Origin of the sequence: Nocardia sp. CDC153, from assembly GCF_035818515.1 — a bacterium.
Lineage (GTDB): Bacteria > Actinomycetota > Actinomycetes > Mycobacteriales > Mycobacteriaceae > Nocardia.
On the sequence record NZ_JAYKYU010000002.1, the window covers coordinates 1,058,041 to 1,074,571 of the forward strand.

At 67.1% G+C, this 16,531-nt stretch carries 17 protein-coding genes; 8 read left to right on the top strand and 9 right to left on the bottom strand.

Annotation, left to right across the window (positions count from 1 at the left end):
• Positions 1-2 precede the first annotated feature (2 nt).
• Complete coding sequence (locus VMT65_RS13470) at positions 3-257, bottom strand: hypothetical protein (protein WP_326308489.1); 255 nt, start codon at positions 255-257, stop codon at positions 3-5.
• A 170-nt stretch (positions 258-427) separates the two neighbouring features.
• Here VMT65_RS13470 and VMT65_RS13475 point away from each other — a divergent pair, with 170 nt between their 5' ends.
• The gene (locus VMT65_RS13475) at positions 428-703 is read left to right on the top strand and encodes a YggT family protein (protein ID WP_326308490.1); all 276 of its coding nucleotides are present in this window, start codon (positions 428-430) and stop codon (positions 701-703) included.
• Between the two features lie 351 nt (positions 704-1,054).
• Here VMT65_RS13475 and VMT65_RS13480 read toward each other — a convergent pair whose 3' ends face one another.
• The 3 genes from VMT65_RS13480 to VMT65_RS13490 form a co-directional block, all read right to left on the bottom strand.
• On the bottom strand, positions 1,055-2,569 hold the full coding sequence (locus VMT65_RS13480; protein WP_326308491.1) for an HNH endonuclease signature motif containing protein: 1,515 nt from the start codon (positions 2,567-2,569) through the stop codon (positions 1,055-1,057).
• Between the two features lie 66 nt (positions 2,570-2,635).
• Positions 2,636-3,085: a hypothetical protein gene (locus tag VMT65_RS13485; RefSeq protein WP_326308492.1), complete on the bottom strand. Its 450-nt coding sequence runs from the start codon at positions 3,083-3,085 to the stop codon at positions 2,636-2,638.
• Positions 3,086-3,137: 52 nt separating this feature from the next.
• Positions 3,138-4,388, bottom strand: coding sequence for an MFS transporter (locus VMT65_RS13490; RefSeq protein WP_326308493.1), 1,251 nt, complete (start codon positions 4,386-4,388; stop codon positions 3,138-3,140).
• 126 nt (positions 4,389-4,514) lie between these two features.
• Between VMT65_RS13490 and VMT65_RS13495 the strand changes: the two genes are divergently transcribed.
• The 3 genes from VMT65_RS13495 to VMT65_RS13505 are packed head-to-tail and all read left to right on the top strand — an operon-like array spanning position 4,515 to position 6,425.
• Positions 4,515-5,447 (top strand): LysR family transcriptional regulator, encoded by a 933-nt coding sequence (locus tag VMT65_RS13495; RefSeq protein WP_326308494.1) that lies wholly within the window; start codon positions 4,515-4,517, stop codon positions 5,445-5,447.
• 29 nt (positions 5,448-5,476) lie between these two features.
• Positions 5,477-5,989 (top strand): mycothiol transferase, encoded by a 513-nt coding sequence (locus VMT65_RS13500; protein WP_326308495.1) that lies wholly within the window; start codon positions 5,477-5,479, stop codon positions 5,987-5,989.
• A 31-nt stretch (positions 5,990-6,020) separates the two neighbouring features.
• Positions 6,021-6,425, top strand: coding sequence for a VOC family protein (locus VMT65_RS13505; RefSeq protein WP_326308496.1), 405 nt, complete (start codon positions 6,021-6,023; stop codon positions 6,423-6,425).
• Here the strand turns inward: VMT65_RS13505 and VMT65_RS13510 are convergent.
• Positions 6,422-7,402, bottom strand: coding sequence for an oxidoreductase (locus VMT65_RS13510; protein ID WP_326308497.1), 981 nt, complete (start codon positions 7,400-7,402; stop codon positions 6,422-6,424). The two genes, VMT65_RS13505 and VMT65_RS13510, sit on opposite strands and share 4 nt — an antisense overlap.
• A gap of 250 nt (positions 7,403-7,652) precedes the next feature.
• Between VMT65_RS13510 and VMT65_RS13515 the strand changes: the two genes are divergently transcribed.
• Complete coding sequence (locus tag VMT65_RS13515; RefSeq protein ID WP_326308498.1) at positions 7,653-8,246, top strand: SRPBCC family protein; 594 nt, start codon at positions 7,653-7,655, stop codon at positions 8,244-8,246.
• A gap of 96 nt (positions 8,247-8,342) precedes the next feature.
• On the top strand, positions 8,343-9,602 hold the full coding sequence (locus VMT65_RS13520) for a KasA/KasB family beta-ketoacyl-ACP synthase (RefSeq protein WP_326308499.1): 1,260 nt from the start codon (positions 8,343-8,345) through the stop codon (positions 9,600-9,602).
• On the opposite strand, the gene VMT65_RS13525 is transcribed toward VMT65_RS13520, so the two are convergent.
• Entirely contained in the window at positions 9,596-10,354 is a 759-nt protein-coding gene (locus tag VMT65_RS13525) for an SDR family NAD(P)-dependent oxidoreductase (RefSeq protein WP_326308500.1), read from the bottom strand. The genes VMT65_RS13520 and VMT65_RS13525 overlap by 7 nt on opposite strands.
• A gap of 96 nt (positions 10,355-10,450) precedes the next feature.
• Between VMT65_RS13525 and VMT65_RS13530 the strand changes: the two genes are divergently transcribed.
• Positions 10,451-11,446: an SDR family NAD(P)-dependent oxidoreductase gene (locus VMT65_RS13530; protein ID WP_326308501.1), complete on the top strand. Its 996-nt coding sequence runs from the start codon at positions 10,451-10,453 to the stop codon at positions 11,444-11,446.
• A 119-nt stretch (positions 11,447-11,565) separates the two neighbouring features.
• On the opposite strand, the gene VMT65_RS13535 is transcribed toward VMT65_RS13530, so the two are convergent.
• Entirely contained in the window at positions 11,566-13,011 is a 1,446-nt protein-coding gene (locus VMT65_RS13535) for a hypothetical protein (protein ID WP_326308502.1), read from the bottom strand.
• Between the two features lie 157 nt (positions 13,012-13,168).
• On the bottom strand, positions 13,169-14,527 hold the full coding sequence (locus VMT65_RS13540) for an MFS transporter (RefSeq protein ID WP_326308503.1): 1,359 nt from the start codon (positions 14,525-14,527) through the stop codon (positions 13,169-13,171).
• A 142-nt stretch (positions 14,528-14,669) separates the two neighbouring features.
• Here VMT65_RS13540 and VMT65_RS13545 point away from each other — a divergent pair, with 142 nt between their 5' ends.
• Complete coding sequence (locus VMT65_RS13545; RefSeq protein ID WP_326308504.1) at positions 14,670-15,701, top strand: LacI family DNA-binding transcriptional regulator; 1,032 nt, start codon at positions 14,670-14,672, stop codon at positions 15,699-15,701.
• Here VMT65_RS13545 and VMT65_RS13550 read toward each other — a convergent pair.
• Entirely contained in the window at positions 15,691-16,467 is a 777-nt protein-coding gene (locus VMT65_RS13550) for a GntR family transcriptional regulator (RefSeq protein ID WP_326308506.1), read from the bottom strand. The genes VMT65_RS13545 and VMT65_RS13550 overlap by 11 nt on opposite strands.
• Between the last annotated feature and the right edge of the window lie 64 nt (positions 16,468-16,531).

Below are 16,531 nucleotides of genomic sequence, written 5' to 3' on the forward strand. Positions count from 1 at the left end.
GGTTACTTGTTCAGCTGGCAGTCGATCGTGGCGTACTTCGCGGTGCCACGCCAGTTGGTCTGGGCGACGCCGATGGCCTGACGCTTGCCCCACTTCGCTTCGATGACCTGGGTCGGAAGGGTCTCCCCCTCCCAGGTCTGCGCGTTGCAGGTGTAGGTCGGGACTCCGGCCTGGGCTGGGGCGGCATCGATGGCGCCGACGGCCGGAGCCATCGCGAAGACGGCGATGGGAAGGCCGAGCAGGTACTTCTTGCTCACTTCGACTCCTTGTGCGATCTCGGGGTGAGCTGGTCGAACAGCAGCCCAGATTCTTGCACGGCTTCGGCGAGCTTGCCGCGGAACCTGGCGATCATGGTCGACGATGGGGGCACTTTCGGCGCTCGCGGAGCGTTGATCAGCGTGAGGGCGGCAATACGAAGGAGTTCGCCATGTCGGTCATTGGGAGCCTGCTGGGGCTGGTTCTTACTCTCTTCCTGCTGTTGCTGATCGGGCGGTTGATCGTGGACTGGATCGTGACGTTGAGCGAGAATCCGCAGGGGGTTCGGAGGCCGCAGGAGATCTTGCATCGGCTTACCGAGCCGGTGATCGCGCCTGTTCGGAGGGTGCTTCGGCCGGTTCGGCTCGGGGGCGTTCAGATCGATCTGGCGTTCACGGTGGTGTTCGTTGCGGTGCTGATTCTTCGGGCTGTGGCATTCAGCCTTTGAGGGCAAAAGATAAAGGACCAAAAGAAAAAGAGAGAAAAGATAAAAGACGCCAGGAGGAGGGAGAGAGGCGGGTCGAGCTTGCGAGGCCCCCTCACCCACCAGCCCCCTCACCGCTCGGCCGTTCATCGTCTCTATGGAATTGTCAAAGAACCTGAAAACTGTGGAGCTGTCGAACGGTTCGGTGGTTTTCGAGTTCTTGGGTTGTCTCGAGAAGGTGATGCGTGCAGTCCGTGGGCTGGGAGGTGAGGTGGCGGCTCCCAACCCGGCGTCAGCCCAAGTCCGGTAGGGCAGGCGAGACGACCACACTTCCCCGTCCCTGCGCACGCCAGCCGGAGACGAGCAGCCCGGGTTTCACGCTGCCCGTGAGCCCCACCTCCGGCAATTCGAATCGACCGCCGTGGCGACCCGCCGCCCCGCGTGATGTTTGTCGTTGACGTGCGGGGTGTGGGAGGGGTCCAACGCCGCCGGGGCAATCCACCCCACCCGGCCCGGGTGGGCGGATTCCTTGCCCAACATCACTGTCTGCCACCCGTGTTCGCTGTCGTTGACCATGGCGTGGTGGTGGTCGCAGACGAGGGCGAGGTTGTTGAGGTCGGTGGGTCCGCCCTTGGCCCAATCGATCACGTGATGCGCGGCGCACATCGAGGCGGGCACATCACAGCCGGGGTGGGTGCAGCCACGATCGCGGGCGATCAACGCCAGGCGCTGCCCTGAGGTGGCGAGGCGTTCGCCGTGGGCGAGGTAGAGGGGGATCTCGTCCTTGTCGAGGATCGCGAGCACGGGGCGAGAGTTCTTGGCCAGCTTGAGGGCTTCGTTGATCGACAGGTGCCCACCCGACGCGGTGGTGGCCACGCCAGCGCCCTTTTCGAGGTCGGCCAGGCTCATGGTGACCACGACCTCGACGGGCAGGCCACGGTGCTTACCCAGCTTCACCGGCTTACCCGCCTTGGCCGCAGCGACACCAGCGGCATCGATACCAGCGGTGGTATCGGAGACCGGCTGCAACGCGGTGACGAGCGCGAACAGCGCATCGTGGGTGCGCTGCCCAGCGTCGCGACGATCACGACGCGCGGCCGCTTCCAACACCTTCGAATCGACCTTCGCAGTGGCGGCGAGGATCTCGGTGTCGGCGTCGTCGAGGTTGCACATGCCCGGGCGGGCCAGCTTGGCGAAGATCGCATCCAACAACGCCCGCAGTTCGGGGGTGAGCCAGCCTTCGATCTTCGACATCCCATCCACCCCCGGGCGGCTGATCGTGATGCCGCGACGGCGACGACGATCGGCATCGGAGACCACCGTGCCCTCCGGATCCAGGCGCGCGAGGATCTCGCGCCCGATCTTCGGGAGGTCGTCGGGGTGCCCGGTCACGCAGTGCTCGACCAACAGTGCCTCGGTCTCGACCCGCGCGGGCGCGGGAACGTCGGCGGGCAGGTGGGTCATGATGTCGACGATGCCGCGCACGTGATCGCGTGAAATCACGCCCGCTTCAAACGCGTTCGCGGTGGCGGCCAACGTGACCGGGCGCGGCGTGCCGTCGGCTCCGAGGAACTCCCCACACGCCCCAGCGATCTTCACCCGCATCGCCGCGTCATACCGCGACAAACCCAGGGTTTGACGCAGGAACGGCACCACATCCTTGACCCCAGCCTTGCGCGGCAGATCCCGCTCCGCGATCTCGATGACCAGAGCCGAATCCAGGGCGGCCAGTTGACGCTTGCAGATCTCCAGATCGCGCATGAATTCCACGGCATCGATATCGGTCCGAGCCTTGAGTTTGCCGTGCAGGACGGTATCGGCGACGTTGGTGATCGCGGTCATCAGCGCGCCGATGCCGGTGGTGTCGAGTGTTTCCCCCTTCGAATTCATGCTCTAATTCTACCGCTTTTATGATCACAATAGAAGCCGAATTTCGTTGTGATCTAACGCTTTTCACTATACCGGCTTGATCCGAATCAATGTCGTGTATTGCGCAGCCGAAATAACATCATCCGGATCCGGCAACCCATCATCCCTATTCCGAACCCCGTAATACTTGGAATCCCCAGGCATTTCAGTCAGAAACGCTCCAAGGCTGGACGCCACCGCAGTCCGATCCGTGATCGGTGTAGCGATACCACGAACTGTGCGCCCCGCGAGCAGCATCGAAACCGGCGCTCCGCCACGCAGGTTCTGCCACCACTTGCTGTCGGTGTAGCAGGTGATGGTCTCCCCTTCAGGGAAGTAGCGCACAATGGCGGTGTATCGCTTGCCGGTTTTGCGGCCGACGAATTCGAGCAGCATGGTGTTCTTGCTCATGACGCGATGGAACGGCGATTTGAGCAAGGCTTTCACCATGACGTTGACATAGCCCGGAACTGTGGGCGGGGTGGCTGTGGTAGTCATGAGACCACGCAACCACCACCCGCCCCACCGCACATCGGGCTTTTCCCTGAAATCAGCCCGGATTCACCGCGGGTACCGGCTCGGCAGGCGCCGAATCAGGGAATCTATTGGGGCGCAAAAACACAGCGGTTCCAAGAATCAGCAACCCGGCCAGAGCGATTGCCGTGCGTGGCGTCGTCAGTGCGGCGATCAATCCCCATGCGGCCGTCAAGGCTGCCGTGCTCGCACTGCTGGTGATCGACCATGCGGACAGCACCCGCGTCGTGCGATCGGCGGGAGTCTGTTCCAGGCGATAGGTCGCATACACCGGGTTGAAGATGCCGCAACAGGTGATGAGTCCGAACTCCACCACGATGACCAACAGCAGTCCCCCGAGCCCGGGCCCGATGAACGCGAGCGCGAAAGACCAGCAGGAGCGCAGGATTCCGGCGATCACCAGGATCCGGCGTTGGCCGAATCGGGCCGCCAAGGGTCGCGCCAGCCGCGAGCCGACCAGGCCGCCGATGCACGGCACTCCGAAGGCGAGCCCGTACTGCAAGGCCGTGAACCCGTTGTCGCGCAACATGATGAGCGCCAACAGCGGCGCGGTCGCCATGATCAACGAATTCACCAGCACCGAATTGAAGTACAGCGGCCGCAGCGCTCGGTGCGTCAGGATGTAGCGCCAGCCTTCGACCAGATCCGCCGGCCGAAAACCAGCGGACGCCCGCTGCTCGGTGCGCTCCTCGCCACCACCAATGGCCCGAATTCCCAACGCCGACAACAGGAAACTGACCGCGTTCGCGGCCACCGTCACTACCGGCCCGAAGATCCCGATCGCCGCACCGCCCAGCGGCGGACCCAGCACCGTCGCCGTCCACATGGTCGATTCGAAGCGCCCGTTCGCGGCGAGCAGATCCTCCTTGGCCACCAAGGTCTTCAGATACGCCCCGGACGCCGCCTTGAACGCGATGTCCGCCGCCGCGACGACCACCGACACCACCAGCAGCTGCGCGAAACTCAGCACCCCCATCGCGAAGGCGATCGGCACGCTCAGCACCACCGCGAACCGCACCACATCCGCCGCGATCAGCACCGGCCGCTTGGGCCGGAATTCCATCCACGGCCCCAATGGCACCGCGACCACCGCGCCCACGGCCAGCCCCGCGGCCGCCAGCAGCGACACCTGTTCCGGGCCCGCATGGAGCACCAACACCGCGATCAAGGGAAACGCGTCGAAGGCCAGCCACGATCCGGCGGTGCTCACCGCATAGGCCGTCCATAACCACCCGAAGTCGCGCCCAAGCGACCGCCTGTCCGACATACCCACCCGCCTCGTGCCATCCCGTCATCGTTGTTCCGCGAGATCGAAGCAGACCCCCGACCTCGGGATCAAACAACCGGCTCCTCGGCGAGCCACAACCGATGGTTGTATGCCTAAGCTCGGGGCATGGATTTCGAGGCCGTCCGCACCTTCGTCGCCGTCGTGGACGCGCAGCGGTTCCAGGACGCCGCCGCCGATCTGGCCGTCAGTCAGCAGGCGGTCTCCAAACGCATTGCGGCGCTGGAGAAATCGCTCGGCGTGCGATTGTTCACCCGGACCCCGCGCGGAGCCCGGCTCACCCTCGACGGCCACGCCTTCCTGCCGCACGCGCGAACGGTCCTCCAGGCCACCGAGCGGGCACTGGCCTCCGTGCGTCCGGGCAGCCGTGCCCTCCGTGTCGATGTGGTCGGTCGCAAGCTCGCCCCGGCCGGACTGCTGCGCGCCTTCCACAGCGCCCACCCGCACGTCGAGCTCGATGTGGTCACCCTCGAGCACGCGGGCGCGGCGATGGAGGCGCTGCTCGCGGGCACCGTGGATGCGGCCATTCGATGTGTTCCCACCCCCGCGCATCCGCTGCCCGACGGCCTGCGGGCCCGCCCGATCTTCGACGAGCCCTTGGAGTTGCTGGTCGGCCCCGACCACAAGCTGGCCAAGGCGCGGACGGTGGCTCCCGAAGAGCTTGTCGGCCATCGCATCTGGATGCCGGGCATCGTGACCGGCACGGAGTGGGCGGCCTATTACGAATCCCTCGCCGCCGCTTTCGATCTCACCATCGATGCGGTCGGACCCAACTTCGGGCTGGAACCCTTGCTCGACGCGGTCGCCGACTCCCCCACCGTGGCCACCCTGGTCGGCGAGGACACCCGCTTCCTCTGGCCCGCCACCCACCAGCTGCGCCGCATCCCGCTGCGCGATCCCACCCCCGCCTACCCGCACTCCCTGCTCCACCGCGCCGCCGACCCGCACCCGACACTCGCGGCACTCCACGACCACTTCGCCGCGGGTGTCGGCCCGCGCGCCGGCATCTGGGTTCCGGATTGGGCGCGCGCCACGGAATAACTGTCGGACCCCGGTGATTGGATGAAGGCATGACGAGCGCTGACTTGCTGGTGGACGCATTCGGACGAATCAAGGAGAACGTGCACGGCGCGGTCGCCGACTTGACCCAGGAGGAGCTGACCACCCGCCCCGACGGCACCGGTAACTCGATCGCCTGGCTCATCTGGCACCTGACCCGTGTCCAGGACGACCATGTCGCGGATGTGGCCGGGCTCGAACAGGTGTGGACCGCCGCCGGCTGGGCCAAGCGTTTCGACCTGCCCTTCGACGACGCCGCCACCGGCTACGGCCACAGTTCCGCGGACGTGGCGAAGCTGGAAGGCGTTACGGCCCAACTCCTTCTGGACTACTTCGACGCGGTCCACGACCAGACCATCGCCTACGTGTCCAAGCTCACCGATCCGGACCTCCCCCGCGTCGTCGACACCCGCTGGAACCCGCCGGTCACCCTCGGCGTGCGCCTGATCAGCGTCATCGACGACGACATCCAACACTCCGGCCAGGCCGCCTATGTGCGCGGACTCCTATTGCGCCGCCGTTGATCTCGGTCCGGTCCACGGACAGAATGCGTAGATGGCATTCACCGTGGACCGGTTCGATCACGTGGTCATCAACTGTCTCGACCCGATAGCGACTGCCGACTGGTATGCTCGGGTGCTCGGCATGCGCGTGGAGCGGTTCGGCCCGGCCGGACGGCTCGCGCTCGCCTTCGGGAATCAGAAGATCAATCTGCGCCCGGTCGGCGCGCAGGAATCCGATCCGGCCTGGACCACCGGGGCCGTCGAAGCGGCTGGGGCTCAAGACCTTTGCTTCGTCACCACCGTCTCACCCGAGGAGGTCGCGCAGCACTTGACCGCGTGCGGCGTCGAGATCGTCAACGGGCCCGTGGTCAAGATCGGGGCGCTGGGTGAGATGGTGTCGCACTATTGCCGCGACCTCGATGGGAATCTGATCGAGGTCGCGGTCTATCCCTCCTAGCGGGTCCAGTCGTAGGTGATGCCGGTGAGCTTCTCGCTCAGCGCCCAGAGCCTGCGCGCTTCCGTGCGGCTGTAGGCGATCGGGTTGCGCAGGGTTCGGCGTGGATAGCCGAAAGCCTCGAAAGCCGGTCCGACATAGGAGTTTCCGGCGAGATTCGGCATCGTGGCCGCGTACAGCTGCGGAAGCGCGCCCCGGGAATCGGATTGGGCGAAGGAGACGAGCAGGCGTTGCTGTGCTGCCGCCAGGCGGCCCGCGACGCCCTTCTCCGCGTCGGAGTCGTAGAGGTTGGTCGCCGATAGGCCGGGGTGGGCGACCACGGCGGTGAGCCGAACACCCGCGGCTCCGGCGCGTCGGTGTAGCTCCGCGGTGAACAAGAGATTGGCGAGTTTGGATTGGCTGTAGGCGAGCCACCGGATGTAGACCATTCGCCAGTTCGGGTCGAGCCAGTTGATCAACCCACCCCAGGCCGCGATCGAGGAGACGGTGACAACGCGGGGTTCGGGGGCGCGCAGCAACACGGGCAGCAACAGACCGGTTAGGGCGTAGTGCCCCAGGTGATTCGTCCCGAATTGCGCGTCGAAGCCGTCGGCCGTGCGCTGATGACGAGGCAGCGCCATGACACCCGCGTTGTTGACCAGAATGTCGATCGGGGTGCCCCGCACCTCGAGATGGTCCGCCGCGCGCCGGATCGAGCTCAGATCGGCCAGATCCAGAGGCAGCACTTCGGGTTTGGGTCCGGTGGCGGCATTGCTCACCTGCTCCAGCGCCGCCGCGGCCTTGAGTTCGTTGCGGCAGGCCAGCAGCACGTGAGCGCCCTTGGCGGCCAGCGCTTCCGCCGTGCGCAGGCCGAGGCCGCTATTGGCCCCGGTGACGATCGCGGTCTTGCCGGTCTGGTCCGGAATGTCGTCGGCCGTCCACCGCCGGGCGATCAGGGGCGGGCTGGCCACGGCGGGTCGATCGGGCAGGGCCTCGGTCATACGGTCGTTCTCCTCGCTCGAATTCCGTCTCAGACAATGTACCCGCCACGACCGAGGCGCAACACCCGAGGCGATGGACCCGCCCCGAAGAAGGCGAATGCAAACGAGCAGCGCGACGACGAGCAACCAGTTCGGTTACGGCGCAGCCTCATCACCGCAACGCTGACGCCCGCACCGAGATTCGACCACCTGGCACGAACGATCGCCCGAACCTATTCTGTCTGGGACACTATGGAAGAGGGTTCGGGCAATGTCTACCACCATCATCGTCATCGCGGCCGTGCTCATCGCGCTGGGAGTGCTCGCCGCGAGCATTGCCGCCTCGGTCCTCCGGGCCTGGTCCAAAGCCGTCCTGGCCGGTGGCGGTTTCTCGGTGCGGCCCCTGTCCGCCGAAGAGCTGGATCCGTTTCTCACCGACGCCACCTTCACCGTCACCGCGCGCCGTAGATTCCCGTTTCCGCCGGACAAGGTCTGGGACGCCCTGCAACTCGACGGCACCTTCTCTTGGATTCCACTCGTCAACGGCATCCACTACGGCGACGACAACCGGCGCGAGGGCGCGGCACGCAGCTTCGACGGAGTGCTGTTCGCCTGCGCGGAAAAGGTGGTCACCACGGCCCCGGACAAGCGGCTCTCGGTGACCGGCACTCGAATCTCCCTGCCCTTCGTCATCGACGCGTTCGCGCAGGACTATCGACTCGACGAAGCCGACGGCGGCACCATTCTCCGCTGGACCATCGCCTTCCACCCGAGGCTGGGCGGCTTCCTGCCGCTGCGCTGGGCCGCGCCGTTCGTGAAACCTGTGATGTCCCTGAGTATCAAGGGATTGGCGTCTCGCATCTGAGTGTCGTCCTGCCGCAGTGGGATTCTCGGGATAGCCTCGCAAGCGCTCGCGAAAACTCTGCAGGACTTGCCAATTGCTCGCCGAAGGATACGAAAAGTGAATAGCCTCGCAGACTTCTCCACTCGCAACGGTGGATTCCGCAATGTCGTGGTGACCGCCGTGGAGATGACCACCTCGATCGCTCCCGATACGGAAGGCACCTGGCAGGGGCTGCTTTCCGGGGCCAGCGGAATTTCCACGCTCACCGATCCCGAGATCACCGAGTTGGGCCTGCCGGTCACCATTGGCGGCAAACTCGTGGCGGATCCGACCGCGGAACTCGACCGGATCAAGAAGCGCCGCATGTGTTATGTGCAGCAAATGTCGTATGTCATGGGAAAACGCCTGTGGGCCACCGCCGGTAGCCCCGAGGTCGACAAGGATCGCCTGGGCGTGTGCATCGGCACCGGGCTCGGCGGCGCGGACACCATTGTCGACGCCAATGACGCCATGCGCGAGTACGGCTATCGCAAAGTGTCGCCGTTCGCGGTGCCCATGTCCATGCCCAATGGGGTGTCGGGTGTGGTGGGTTTGGAGATCGGGGCGCGGGCCAGTCTGGTCACCCCGGTCTCGGCGTGCGCGTCCGGCAATGAGGCGCTGGTGCACGCCTGGCGGTCCATCGTGCTGGGCGAGGCCGACATGATCGTGGCCGGTGGTGTGGAGGGCTACATCAATCCCGTTGCCATCGCCGGATTCTCCATGGCGCGGGCCCTGAGCACGCGACTCGACGAACCCGAACGCGCCTCCCGCCCCTTCGACCGCGACCGCGACGGTTTCGTCTTCGGCGAGGCCGCCGCGCTGCTGCTGGTCGAGTCCGAGGAGCACGCCCTGGCCCGCGGCGCGAAACCGCTGGCCCGACTACTCGGCGCGGGCCTCACCGCCGACGGCTATCACATGGTCGCCCCCGATCCAGAGGGCCTGGGCTGCGCCCGCGCCATGCGCCGCGCCATCGAATCCGCGGGCGTCGGGGCGGCCGAGGTTGATCACGTCAATGCCCACGCCACCGGCACCAGCATCGGAGACCTGGCCGAGGCCAAGGGGATCGCCGCGGCCATCGGCACCCATCCCTCGGTGTACGCGCCCAAGTCCGCGCTGGGGCATTCGGTGGGCGCGGTCGGCGCACTCGAGGCGATCATCTCGGTGCTGACCCTGCGCGACCAGGTGATCCCGCCGACCTTGAACCTGGAGAACCAGGACCCCGAGGTCGAGTTGGACGTGGTGCACACCAAGCCCCGCCACACCGAAGTCGAATTCGCGCTGAACAATTCGTTCGGTTTCGGCGGACACAATGCGGCGGTGCTGTTCGGGCGCTACTGAGTGACGCAGGATCGTCGGCCGGTCAGCCGGTCCGGCCGGAGGACCCGCGCCGCCCATCGCACGCCGCGCGGCGCGACGCGGGTCGCCAGATACCGGGCGCGGGCTTCGATCGGCGTGGGCACGACCGCGGGATTGCGCGCGGCCACCCGAACAATGGTGCGGGCGATGCTTTCCGAGCTGTGCGCACCCAGGGCCGGGCACACCGCCGTGACTCCCACGCCGGTCCCCGCGAATTCCAATCGCAAGCTCTCGGTGAGCATTTGCGCGGCGGCCTGGGTCGCGCAGTACGCCGCGCTCAGCGGAATCGGGGTGAAGGCCGCCACCGAGGTCACATTGATGATCCGTCCACCCCGCCCGGAGTCGATCATCTGTCGCCCGAAATACGTGGACCCGTGCACCAATCCCCACACATTGACGCCCATGAGCCGATCCCATTCGTCGAGGGTGTGCTCGAGAAATGGTCCGGCCGTGGTGTATCCGGCAGTGTTGACGAGCACCTTCGCCGTGCCGAACTCGTTGCGCACATCCTGTGCGAAGTGCTCCATCGCCACCGCGTCGGCCACGTCCACCGCGAACGGCGTGGCGTCCCCGCCGAATTCCTCGATGCTCTCGACGGTCCGCACCGCGCGCTCCTTGTCCGGATCCGCGACAATCACGATGGCTCGCTCGCGGGCGAAGCGCTGTGCCACCGCGCGGCCGATGCCGTCACCGGCGCCGGTAACGACGACCACGTCGTTGTCCAAACCTGTCATGCGTGGTTCCCCGTTTCCGCTGCCGCGGCACCGCTTTCGAGTGGCGTCTGCTGTCCCAGACAATATATACTCCGGATTCTCCAGCGGAGGAGCGGAATGCAGCGCCCGAGAGCCAAACCCTTCCACCCCGAACTCGCGGTGGTGACCGGGGCGGGCAGCGGCATCGGCCGCGGCACCGCCAAGGCGCTCGCCGCCCGCGGGGCCGAGGTCGTGGTGGCCGACATCAATTTCGCGACCGCCGCGGACACGGTGGCGCTGATCCGTTCGGCCGGTGGGTCGGCCTTTCCGTACGCGCTGGATGTGGGCGACCCGCTGGCGCTCGAGACCTTCGCCGACTATGTGCGCACCGCGCACGGGATTCCGGACGTGGTGGTCAACAATGCCGGAATCGTGGTCGGCGGGCCGTTCTTCGACATCCGCCCCGCCGACCTGCACCGCATCGCGGCGGTGAACCTGACCGCGATCGTGCACGGCTGCAGGCTCTTCGGCGCGCAGATGGCCGCGCGCGGGCGGGGCGGGCACCTGGTGAACATCTCCTCCATCGCGGCCTTCACCCCGGTCCGGCTGGCCACGCCGTACTCCGTCGCCGCGGCGGGGGTGAAGCATTTCAGCGAAACCCTGCGCACCGAACTGGCTTCCGAGCGGATCGGCGTCACGGTGGTCTGCCCGGGCCTGATCGCCACCAATCTCGCCGCCACGGCCACCCTGGCCACACTCAGCGCCGAGCAGGTCGCCATCACCCGGCAGCTCGTGGTCAAGGCGATGACCCTGCTCGGCATGCATCCCGACAGGGCCGGGCGCAAGATCGTCGCGGCGATCGAGAGCAATCGCGCATTACTGCCGCTGCGACTGGAATCATGGCTGGCCTACCGGCTGACTCGCGCTTTCCCCCGGACCAGCCGCACTCTCATGCGGGTGGTCAGCGGACCCGAGGTCGAGCGCGTGGTGCGTTTCATAATCGATCACCCCGGTTTCATTGGCGTGGCGCGGGAGGCGGCAGCGATAATGCCCCAACGTCGCGGACTCCAAACGTATTGGGAGCCGCCCGAATACGATGACCCTCCACCACCACCCATACCACTGAGGAGATAACCCGATGAGCGATCAGCCGCCCGCCGAACCGCCGACCCGCAGCGCCCGGGTGATCCTGGTATTCATGGCGATCGCCGTCATTACCGCGCTGGTCACGGCGGGCATGCTGGCCGGTTGAGTCACGCGCCGAGATCGCGCAGCGCGGCGGCGAGGGCGGGCGCGATGGGGACCAGCAGGTCCACATTGCGATCGGCGGGGGTGCCCGCCGAGTGCGGACCGCCCACCCGGGTCGGCTCGTTGTAGGACAGTTCGCGGTGCCAGGCCGCGAGATCCCACAGGTTCAGCTCGGCGCCCGGGCGGGCCGGGGCGGCGTGATCGATCATGGTCGAGCGAATCACCAGCAGGTCCTCGCCCGAATCCGCCGGTGCCAGCGACAGCTCCAGGGCGCGCGTCTGGCACGGCCATTCGCACAGGCCCGAGGTGAGCACGTGCCAGAAGCCGCCGCCGTCCCGGGTGTGCGGGACGACGGAGTTGCGGTGTTCGTGACCGGCGATCCACAGCACCACATTGCCGAAGCGGTGCGCGAGGGCCTCCAGATCGGCGGCGTGGTAGCGCCTTTCGGCGTCGGGGACGGTGTTGTCCATCATGGTCAGGCCGTGATGCGAGGCGAGGACCACGATCCGGTCGGGATTGCCGGTGCGGACCAACGCCCCGTCCTCGTCCCGGTACTCGGAGTGGACCTCGGTCAGCCGGTCGATCAGCCAATCCCGCTGCCGGGCACCGATGCTGCCGGTGACGTGGCCGGAGGGGTGGGTGGAGTCCAGCACGATCATGCGCAGGCCCGGGACCGCGTCGTAGCAGTAGTAGGTGGTGCCGTCGGCGAGGTTCTGTTCGGTGAAGCCGTGGCCGGGCGGCTGGGTGGGGCTGTCCAGGTGCGCCCGGACGTACTCGGCCGGACCGATCACGCGACGGTCCGCACGCGGCTCGATGGGCCGGGATGGGCCGTGGGACAGGGCGGTCGGGTCGGCCAGGTACAGATCCATCGGGCGATCCGGCGGTTCCATGCCCAGATCGATCGGCTGCCGGTCCCCCGTCACCAGCGCCTGGAATTGCGGGGTGAGCGGCGCGCGGCCCTGGACCAGGCAATCGTGATTGCCGAAGCAGCCCAGCCACGGGACGCCGAGGCCCTCGGTGACGAAGGGGCGACCCGCCGCGGTCAGCAGGCCCGGGACGTCCGGGAAGCCGTGCTCGCGTTTGTAGACGTCGCGGGATTCCGGTTCCGGGTTGTAGAACTCCGCGGAAACCGCCTGCGCGGGATGCGCTTTCGGGTCGTCGACGCCGAAGTTCGGGTCCAGTTCGGTGCCGCCGTCGAGCAGGGCCAGCAGCGCGGTCAGTTCATTGGCTTGCGCGCTGTCGATGCTGTCGCCGGTGGTGATGACGAAATCCGGTGCGGTGCCGTCGATTTCCCGCACGGACCGGACACTGGCCTCGATGGCCTGCAAGAGCAGCGGTTCCTGCGGACGGTAGGCCGGGAACATGAACTCCCAGCCGGGTCGTCCGGCCAGGCGGTGCAGGAAGGTGAGCCGTCCGGGCGAGTGGGGATCGGCGAGCTGGAAATCGGTCATCTGCACGAACCGCGCTACCCGAGAGCCGCTGGCGAGCACCGAGCGGCCGGGCACGAGATCGTCGCGTTCCCTGTGCGGTTCACCGGGAGCGCGCGTCAGGGCACGGTACCGACCGGAAGATGCTGGGGCGAGGGTGAATTCGTCGGAGGTCACGCGCTCAGCCCCGCACCGCCGCCGGTTCGACACGGCGGGAGTGCGCCGCGGACAGCTCCTCGAGGGTCCGGCCCTTGGTTTCCGGCGCGAGCGCCACGGCAATGGCCAGACCGATCACACTCGCCCCCACGAAGAGCCAGAGTACGTGGTGCAGACCCCATTTCGAGATGAGGGTGGGCAGCCACAGGGTGCCGATGATCGCGCCGATGCGGGAGACGGCGGTGGCCAGGCCATTGGCGGTGGCGCGCACCGGGGTCGGGAAGACCTCGCTCGGATAGACCAGGTTCACGATGCCGGGACCCGAATTCGCGAACAGTACGGCCGCGCCCAGCAGGATGACCAAACCGGTGAGACCGGGACTCCGCCACAGCGCCAAGGTCGTCAGGGCCAGGAACATGCCGGTGAATCCGGTGATCAGCAGCGGACGCCGCCCGACCCGATCGACCAGCAGCACACCGGTGACGGCACCGACGACACCGACCAGGGCGATGATCAGCGACCCCGCGTAAGTGCCCGTCGTGCTGGTCGTCACCTGCTTGAGAATCGTCGGCGTGTACAGCGTGATGCCGTAGTACGACATCGTGTACATGAACCAGAACCCGCAGCAGAAGAACGTGAAGCGCACCAGCGGCAGCGTGAGCAGCATCCGCCACGGCGAAACCGGCTCGGGGCCGGGCGTTTCCGCACGCACCGCGCCCGTGTCACCCAACTCGGTCAACACCGCGCGCGCCTCCTCCGCACGCCCCTGCGCGGCCAGCCAGCGCGGCGACTCCGGAATGCTGCGCCGCATCCACAGCACCACCAACGCGAACACCGCGCCCAGCACGAGCATCACCCGCCACATGGCGCTGCCCAGCGGCAACAGCAGCAGCGCGAGCACGTAAGTCGTTGCCGCCCCGACGAACCAGGTCGCACCCAGTCGCGTCATGAGCGTGCCGCGGCGGCGGGCCGGAGCGTACTCGGCCAGCAGCGAGGTCGAGATCGTGTAGTCCGCGCCGAGCGCCAGGCCGAGCAGGAATCGCGCCGCCAGCAGCTGCCAGGCGTCCTGGGCGAGTGCGGCCAAGAGCGCCAGCACCACGAAGCCGATCAGATTGACCAGATACATCCGCTTGCGACCCAACCGGTCGGTGAGTCGCCCGAAGACCAATGCGCCCACGAACATTCCCACCACCGCGGCGGCCGAGACCGCGCCGGTCAGGAATCCGGACATGTGCCATTGCTTGGTGACGGTCGGCAGGGCGACGGCGATGACGGTGATGTCGTAGCCGTCGAGGAACATTCCGGCCGCCGACAGCACCGTCACCTTGCGGTGGAAGGCGGTCAGGTCGTCGGAGTCCAAAACTGAGAAGGCATCGCGGGACACGATGCTCCTTCCGGGTCGAAGCTGCTGTACTCAATCGTTTTAGCAGAGCTAGCTGGGTCGTCGAAGGGTATCGCGTCAGAGTCCATCGACTGTTCAGACCATGACCATGGGTGTTCAATTCGCGTTCGCTAGGGTGTCGTTCGTGCCCGTTGCGCGAGAACCCGTCACCCAGCGCGATGTCGCGGCCTCGCTCGGGGTCTCCATCTCCGCGGTCAGCCTCGCGCTGTCCGGGCGGCCCGGGGTCGGCGACGACCTGCGGCGACGCATTCTCGATCGCGCCGCCGAACTGGGTTACCGCCCCAATGCCTCCGCGGTCGCGCTGCGCACCAGCCGAACCCGCGTCCTCGGCCTGCTCATTCGCAACCTGCGCAATCCACACTTCCTGGATGTGATCGACGGCTTCGACGAGACCTGCGCCCGCGCGGGCTACGAGGTCATGGTCGGGTCCTCGCGCTACGACCCGACCCGGGAGGCGCAGTTGGTCGACGCCTTCCAGCATCGCGCCATCGACGGCCTGGCCATCGCGCCCATCGGCACCAACCATCGCGTCCGAGAGCGCTTCTCGGCCACCAGTCGACCGGTCGTGCTGCTCGACACCGCGGCTCCGGACGCGGCCACCATGAGTGTGCGCTCGGATCAGGAAGCCTCGGTGGATCTGGCGGTCCAGCATCTGCTGGAGCTGGGGCATCGCCGCGTGGCCATGGTGGTGGCTCCCGACGACAAGTCACCCGATCCCGAACGCCTGCAACACTTCCGACGTCTGGCCGCCGATCTCGGTTTCACCGCCGACACCGTCACCACCGAGCTCTCCGCCGACGCTGCCCGCACCGCGCTGCGCCAGGCACTGGAACGCGACGCGGCGACGCGCCCGACCGCGTTCATCACCAATAGCGATTACATCGCCCACACCGTCTATCTCGCCGCCGCCGATCTCGGACTGTCCATCCCCGAGGACATCTCGGTCATCGGCCACGACGACCTGCCCACCTCGGCCAGCCTGTACCCGGCCCTGACCACCATTGCCGTCGACCGCCGCAGCATTGGCGAACAGGCCGCGACGCTGCTCATCGACGCGCTGGCCGGAGGTCCGGGCGACCGGACGAATATCGTTGTCCCGGTGGAGCTTCGAGTCCGATCCAGCACCGCCCGGCCCGCGGGTGGGCTCAGGCCGTAGCGCTGTGCCGCCGCTCCTCGGAGCCGGTGTCGAGGCCGACCAATTCGCCGAATCGGGCCAGCACTTTCTCGTGGTACATGGCGAACAGGTCCTCGAACAGCGCCAATTGCGCCTCGGAGGGCCCGTTCTCGGACTCCCACACCGCCAGCAGCGCCCGCCACACCAGTACGTGCAGGTCCGGTGAGACCACGAAGTACGCCCGCGCGGCCTCGGGCACCTCGAACAGCATCTCCCCCACCGAGTTCAGCACCGCGCGCTGCATCGTGTGGCCGAGATCGGTGAGCACCGTGCGCACCAACCCCACCTCGAGCTCGAGCATGCGGACCTGATCGGGATCGGCGCTGCGGGCCAGGGTTTCGAGTTCGTCCACCGCCGCGGTCAAAACCGCGGGCTCGATGCCGCGCTCGGCGGCGGTGTAGTCGAGCAGCGCCTCCAGCACGATGGCCCGCTCGGCCGCCACGATATTGGCGAACATCTCCGCGGCCGTCTCGGGCGAGGGCAGCGACAGCCGGAACAGTCGCCGATACACGTCCACCCCGCCCGCCCGGCGCACATCTCGCACGGTGAATCCGCGACCGCGATGGGCGTCGACGAACCCGTAGGACTCCAGACGACCCAGAACCAGTTGCGCGGTAGCCCGATTCATATCGAACTCCTCGGCGACCTGGCGAACCGACGGCATCAGGTCCCCGGGCGCGTACTGCCCGGTCGCCACGCGGCGAGCGAGCTCGTCCGCCACATCGGCGACGACCGTCTGGGCACCCATCCTGTCACCTTTCGACAACTTTCGGATACGTCCCAGACAGTTTAGACTTTCGTGTGCCAAACTG